The 7,370-nt window shown below is 33.5% G+C and carries 1 protein-coding gene and 2 pseudogenes; all 3 read right to left on the reverse strand.

Annotated elements, in window-relative coordinates; all coding sequences use genetic code 11:
- Positions 1 to 2,026, reverse strand: a pseudogene (locus HMPREF2706_RS12355) (matrix-binding protein); the annotation flags it as partial.
- Between the two features lie 27 nt (positions 2,027 to 2,053).
- Positions 2,054 to 2,182, reverse strand: a pseudogene (locus HMPREF2706_RS12360) (hypothetical protein); the annotation flags it as partial.
- A 6-nt stretch (positions 2,183 to 2,188) separates the two neighbouring features.
- Positions 2,189 to 7,370, reverse strand: a 5,182-nt coding sequence (ebh, locus tag HMPREF2706_RS03300) for a hyperosmolarity resistance protein Ebh (RefSeq protein ID WP_256322933.1), incomplete at its 5' end; no start/stop codon positions are given.

Raw genomic sequence — 7,370 nt, forward strand, 5'->3', positions numbered from 1 at the left:
TATTCAATGCTTGTAAAGCTTGTTCAACTTTATCCTTTTCAGCTGAAATTTGTTGAGCAGTAGCATCACCGTTAGTAATTACTTGCTCAGCTGTTTGAAGTTCAGCTTGTGCCGCTTGTTTTTTGGCATTGTAATTTTGAACAGATTGTTGAGTCATTCCAGTAGTTGAAGGAGTTGAATCAACAGCTTGTTGTAATCGTTGTTTAGCGTTAACTAGTTCGCTATTGTCTGCTTTTTGATGTAATAAGTTGACTGCTTTAGTAACTTCAGGTTGAATAGCTTGGATTTTTCTAAGAGCTTCCTTGACAGTATTAACTGTAGGGTTATCATTCTGAAGTACTGAATTAGCTTCACTTTTAGCATTGTTTATTTGTGAATTAATTTGTGCTATCGCTTTATTATATTCTTTAATACTAGCTGGTGTTTTATCAGAAGTATTAACAGGTTTTGTTAATTCATTATAAGCAGCTTGTAATTGAGATTTATCAGCTCTCAAATCATTTTTGGCTTTATTTAAAGCTGTAGTAGCCTCTTCAACTTTTGTTTTTTCATTAGAAATTTCACTGGCTGATGCATCGCCGTTTGCAATTACTTGATCAGCTTTTTGAAGTTCAGTTTGTGCCGCTTGTTTTTTGGCATTGTAATTAGCTATTGACTGCTCAGTCATACCTTCTGTTGAAGGGACTTGGTTTATAGCGTTTTCTAGTAGTTGTTTTGCATTTACAAGTGCAGAATTATTTTCTTTAGGTTGCAATAAAGCTTCAGCTTGATTTACTTTTGTTTGGACTGCATTAACCTTATTAAGTGCATTTCTAACTTGTTCAACTGAAGGATTATTATTATTAATTACACTATTTGCCTCAGCTTTAGCACTGTCTAGTTCATTTTTAAAGCTATTTAATTCTCGTTCATATCTTTCAACTGACGATGGTTTTTTATCTGTTAAGTTAACTGATTGATTTAAATGATTATAAGCATTTTCTAATTGAGTTTTATCTGCTCTTAAATTATTTTTAGCTTCTGTATACTCTCTTTCGGCTTGGTTAACTCTATTTTTAGCTTCAGTAATTTGTTGAGCAGTAGCATCCCCATTATTAATAACATTAGTGGCATTTTGAATCGCTTGTTCAGCTGCTTGATGTTTATTATTGAAGTTTTGAGTACTTTGTGCTGTCATACCATCAGTTGATACAGTTGTTTGTAATGTTCGTTGTAGTTGATTTTTAGCAGAAACTAATTCACTATTATCTGCTTTATTTTCTAGCAAGTTATTGGCACTAGTTATTTTAGGTTGAACAGCTTTAATTTTATTTAAAGCATCATTAACTTGCGAAACTGTTGGGTTACTGCTATCTAATACTTGTTTTGCCTCATTTTTAGCAGAATCAATTTGTGATCGAATTTTAGCAATAGCATCATTGTATTTATGAATACTAGCTGGTGTTTTACCCTCTGTGCTAATATGTTCAGTTAATTTGTTGTAAGCAGTTTGCAATTGAGATTTATCGGCTCTTAAACCATCTTTTGCATTATTTAAAGCTTGTAACGCTTGATCGACTTTAGTTTTTTCTGCAGCAATTTGTTGAGCACTAGCATTACCATCATCTATTACATGTTGAGCATTATTGAGTTCTGAACGAGCTGCTGCTTGTTTAGCGTTATAAATGTCTACAGTTTGTTGAGTCATTCCTGTAGTTGAAGGAACTTGATTTACGGCATTTTGTAATTGCTGTTTAGCTTGAACTAATGCAGTATTGTTTTCTTTATTTTGTAATAAAGCTTTTGCTTCATTAACTTTAGTTTGCATTTCTCTAACTTTACTTAATGCGTTTCTTACATCTGCTACGCTTGGGTTACTAGCTTTGAGAACATTATCTGCCTGTGCTTTTACATTATTATATTCATTTTTAAACTGATTAAATTTATTATTATAAGCTTCTATTGAAGCAGGTTTTTTATTATTAGTATCTGCCGGTTGAATTAATTGATTATAAGCGCTTTGTAATTCTTCTTTATTAGCTCTCAAACCACTTTTAGCGTCGTTTAGAGCTTGTAAAGCCTGCTCGACTTTAGTTTTTTCTGCAGTAATTTGTTGAGCAGTAGCATCGCCATTATTAATTACATTCTGAGCTTCTTGTATTTCGTTTTGAGCAGCTTGTTGTTTTGCTCTATATACATTAATACTTTCTTAAGTCATTCCTGTAGTAGAAGGAACTTGATTTACGGCATTTTGCAATTGTTGTTTAGCATTTACAAGTGCAGAATTATTCTCTTTATTTTGTAATAAAGCTTCAGCTTGATTAACTTTTGTTTGAACAGCATTAACTTTATCCAAAGCGTTTTTAACTTGTGAGACTGTAGGATTGTTATTGTTAAGTACACCACTAGCTTCAGATTTTGCAGCGTTTAATTCATTTTTAAAACCTTCTAAGGCTTGTTTATATCTTGTAACAGAAGACGGTGTTTTATCTGTTAAGTTTACTTGTTGATTTAAGTGATTATAAGCTGTTTCTAATTGAGTTTTATCTGCTCTTAAATTATTTTTAGCTTCTGTATACTCTCTTTCGGCTTGGTTAACTCTATTTTTAGCTTCAGTAATTTGTTGAGCAGTAGCATCCCCATTATTAATTACATTAGCAGCATTTTGGATCGCTTGTTCAGCTGCTTGACGTTTAGCATTATAATTTTGAGCACTTTGTTGAGTCATTCCATTCGTAGAGGCAGCTGGTTGTAAAACTTGTTGTAAATGATCTTTAGCTCTTACTAATTGACTATTATCAGCTCTATTTTGTAGTAAACTTTTAGCTTCATTAATCTTTGCTTGTGCTGCTTTAACTTGGCTCAAAGCGTTATTTACTTGTTGAGGTGTTGCAAATTCTGTATTAATAACTTTATCAGCTTCATTTTTAGCTTGATTAATTTGAGCTTGAGCTCGAGCCATAGCTTGGTCAAAGTTTCTAATACTAGCCGGTGTTTTATTTTCTTTACTGATAGTATCATCTAAGTGATTACGAGCATTAATTAATTCAGTTTTATTAACTTTTGTTCTAATAGTTTCTGTGATCTCTTGCGTACTACCATCATTATAGTTAATGGTTACAGGTATTTGAGTTGTACTTCCTCCTGCAAGGTGAGTGGGAAGTGTTGCACCCCTTTTAATTACTGCATTACGTTTATTGGCTACTTGAACAGCATTATTCACATCCTCATTACTTACATTTTGACCTTGTTCTTTAATGATTTCATTAATAACTACGGTGTGAAGTGGAGGTGCAGCTACTGTGTTAGTACTGCTGCTCTCAGTGTTTCCGCTTCCTGCTCTAGAGATAATTGTTACTTGTGATTCAGGTTTAATGCTATTAGCATTGAAAATAATTATTCCGTTGCTTTGATTGAAGGAAACATAGCTAGGTTTGTTAGTAATTGACCAAGTGCCATTATTATTATGAGTAACTGTAAATGATTTAGATAACTCATGGCTATTTTCTAATTTTTCTGTATAAGTAACTTCTACTTTAGCAGTTGGATTATTAGAATGAGCTCTATTATCTGGTGTTATTTCAAATGTACCGTTTTCCCATACTTTAGCACTTGCTTGCTCTGGCTGAGGAGCTTTTACAGTGAATAACCCGCTCTCTGCTATTGGACTAATAGTTTCCCCAGATCCTTCAGTAGCTAATGCTTGAAGTGTGTCTCCTGTCGCGATAGCAGGTCTATTTATTAATATTGAACTACCATTATCGCTAGCCAATACTCCTCTTACATTTGGCTCACCATTTTGAACAATCCATCGACCTTCATTATTTTTAATAAATGTTGTTAGTTTGTGGCCGTTTTTATTAATTACAATCTTATCTGCAATCGATTGAGTGTGAGAAGTTGTGCCTTCAATTGGTACTTCTCTCACTGCACCTGGAGTTATGGTAACTTCTCCTGAATTAGATTCAGTGATAATTGCATTGTTAGGCTGAGCACTCGTTACTATGAATGTACCAGGTTGTGATTCTTGCCAAGGGTAACCATTAGCATCTAATACATCGTAAGTACCTGTCTTTACAAACGTTTGACTAGTATAAGCTAAACTTTGCCATTGTGAATTATTTGAACCTGTAGTTTTAGGGTTCCAGTAATATAAAAAGCCGTTTGTAGGTAAGTCGTCTCCATTTTCTAAATGTACATATTTTTTAACCCAAGTACCTCCAGGGAAGGTTTGGCCGATTTGAATTTTATATACTGAATTAGCAAAGTCAAATTTATACACCCATACTTTTACTGGTACTTCTACTGGTGTGTCAATACCTGGATAATGAATTAAAGCAGTTAAGTTTTGTATACCTGCAACATTTTTGTCTGGTTGGCGATTATCCTTCCAAGAAGTTGTTGCTCCATATCTATTATTACCTTCAAAAATTATATAGTTGTTTACATCAGTTCCTCGACTTAAATCAATGCCAAATTTATCTCTATTTGGTGTAACAGCAGATACTGTTGGATAAACCATTACTGGAATATTAACTGTTCGTGTACCTTGATGATTAGGTAAAGTGACATTTATAACTTTTTCTGATTCTCCGATAGTATTTTTCCAAGTGTCAGGACTGTCGACCCAAGAGAACTGTGAACCTGATGGAGCATTACTTATAAAGTTATTAAAGTTATTAAAATTGAAATTAGAACCTTTTACAAATTTAATACCACCATTTTTAGCATGCATACCTTCTGTAACATTAACAGGATTACTAGCATCAGAGGTAACAGTAATATTCTCAGTCACATTATTTACACCATTACTAGTGACTTTTGCGTAAGTTAAATTATTTTCAGTAATTGAAACTTTTGCTGTTATATTACCTGTAGGTAATATGCCTTGAATAGTTACAGTAGCCACACCATTAGAATCTACTGTTTGCGTTGTATTTTGAATAATTGAACCATTAGATTGGTATAGAGATACATTAGCATTATTTGGTACGTTTCTAACTAAAATTTGCTGATGAGTTAATCCGCCTCTATAAATAACGCTATTACTATCTATGACTGGTTTGTTAGGTTTAACTTCGTAAAGTACATTCACATTTTCTCTTTCGCCATTAGGATAAATGACTGTTGCAACTCGAGTAAATGCCCCAGGAGTTCTTGAACTTGGTGTTCCTAGGTTGTCTCCCCATTCAAAGTTCATACCTTGTGTCCATGAATGATTGAATGGTTGCACATATGAACCAGCATAATCAGCATTATCTGGACGAAAAACAAATTGTCCATTTATTGTTGTTTCAAAAATCCTTTTAGGTTGAGATTTGACTATTTTATAGGAAGTACTTTTACGTATTGGCGTAGATTCTCCGTCAAATAAAATATCTGCTTCTAAATTTTGTTCGACGCCAATTTGATTACTATTAATATTTGGACCTCTATTATTAACCCAAGTTACTCTAGCTTCTATAGGACTACCATTTTTTAGTTTAAAGAAGTCTTTAGGGTTAGCACCTTTTCCTTCAGGGAAATTTTGGCCCTGTACAGTGTATCTAGGTTCTGCAAATATTTCCGGTATGATTTGTTTAACTAATACATTTATTTGAGAAGTCGTATTATCTGCATAAGTAATTGTAACTGTAACACTTGAATTATTATTTGTATTTGTGACGTTACTGACTTCTTTAGAACGAATTTCATTTTTTGGAGCTGTGACATAAGTTCTATTAGGTTCATTGTTAGTAATTGTTAATGAATTAATTACAGTATTTTTTTCAGTTTGAGTTAAAGTGGTACCATTTCGTATACTACTAATTCTAATAGGGTTCTGAATTGTTGAACTACTAGTAACATGATATTTATCTTTTAAAGGTTTAATAAGCACATTAAATGATTGTTCTGTCTGATTATTACTTTTATCAGTGGCAATAACTTTTACTGCCTTAGTAGTTTGACTCGTTACATTAGGAGCTGTGCCTGTTATTTCTGTATTACTGTTATTTTTTGACACTGCGATATCGCTAGTTTGCGGAATTGAGACTGATTGTACTCCATAATTATCTGTTACAGTCATATTATTTCTAAATGTTTCACCAGAAAAAACGACGTGGTTATTATAATTACCAAAGCTTATTACAGGTTTGACGTTATCACTTGGCACGAAATAAACATCTATTACATTATTAGTGACCTCCATGAGATTAGCAGAGTCATCTGTTGAATCTGTAATGTTATCAATATATTGTTTAGCTCCATATGGCGTTAGGACAAGTTGAGCTTTGTATATAACACCCATAACTCCATTGTTAGACCCATTAGCTTTAATAACTTTGTCGACATTGAATGCTTGAGCACCATTAGCAGCAGGTACTTCCCCACTTGAAACTTGAGAGTTTCTTTCATTATAAATGCGATTAGAGTGACTTACTTCAGCATTTTCAATTCCAGTACTAGCCTGAACTAAATCTAATACCTGTATTACTTGCCCATCTTTAGTGTAAAAACGTAAGTTATCTAAAGTATTGAGTTTAGTTGAGAAACCAGTGGTTTTATATTTAGGTGTCCCTCCAGCAATTGCTAAAGCCTTATCGTCACCTGATATGTCGTTTCTCAATGAAGGTATGCTTGTGCGAGCAGTTAATAAAGGCAATATTTGATTTAAAGTAATTGATGATCCTTTAGTTGCATCGTATCTATAAATAATCGATTTGTGATCTGGAGACCATGATAAACCTCCATCTGTATCACGGTGAGCTATTTTATCATTCGACCATGAGATAGTATAATCATCTCGAATATTTGTCCAACGTAAAAAGTTCATATCACCTGGATGTGATGTAAAAGTTTTATTATATTTATCTTTTCGAACTACAACATTTACAGTACTTGCACCACCACTAGTTGGGTTATTTACAGTAATATCACTAAGTTGGATGTCTAATCTTCGATTGGCTTCAACAAAAGCTTGTTTAACCTTGTTAACCTCTTCATCACTTAGTGTTGATGGATTTAATCGATAAACTCGTAAATTACCAGATGGCGCTATAACATCCACAGCTTTAACACGCAATGTAAGTGTTGTTGCATTTTGATTATATGCATTAACCGCTGTAATACTATAACTATGCGTTTCAGCTCCAAAGTGAGATATCTGATCGCCTGTTGGCAATGTGTCATTAGGGTACATAACTGTAAATGTCGTATTTGTTGGAATATCTTGACCATTACTCAATGAGAAGTACTTTCTTAAATCTCGTCCTATTTCATATCTTGAGCCTTTAGGTACGAATATTGTTGCAATTTTAGGGTCAGTGACATCTGTATCAGCATATATGTCTTTACGAATTGGATCATATGTGTAGATGTTACCAGCATTCACTGTCCCTTGAGACCCATCT

The organism is Staphylococcus sp. HMSC067F07, from assembly GCF_001837405.1.
Classification (GTDB): Bacteria; Bacillota; Bacilli; order Staphylococcales; family Staphylococcaceae; genus Staphylococcus; species Staphylococcus capitis.